Annotated in this window: 1 protein-coding gene; it reads right to left on the bottom strand. The window is 36.0% G+C overall.

What is annotated here, in order from left to right:
- Positions 1–286, bottom strand: a 286-nt coding sequence (locus ACSG5Z_RS31880; RefSeq protein ID WP_435712952.1) for a GRP family sugar transporter, incomplete at both ends; no start/stop codon positions are given.

The following is a 286-nucleotide window of genomic DNA, read 5'->3' as shown; positions in this document are numbered from 1 at the left end:
TTGTCATCTAGTGATGTGAATACAACACCAACTACGATTAATAGGATTGCAATCGTTCCCAGAACAATCGTTGTTGTAGTAGTCCACTCACGGAAAGCGATAACACCAAAGATAGAAGTTGCAACAAGTTGCATACCAGTAGAAATCGTTACAGTAGTTGAAACACCTAGGTTTTCAACTGTTTTTAATTGGTTTACTTGTCCTAAAGCCCAGAATAAACCTGAAATAAAACCAACAATCAAGACTGTCATTGTTAAAGCTGGTTGAGTAAATACATACATAATTG

The organism is Bacillus pretiosus (assembly GCF_051294775.1).
Taxonomy (GTDB): Bacteria; Bacillota; Bacilli; order Bacillales; family Bacillaceae_G; genus Bacillus_A; species Bacillus_A wiedmannii.
Note: the sequence above shows the minus strand (reverse complement) of the source record. Positions and strands in the feature narration are given on the sequence as shown.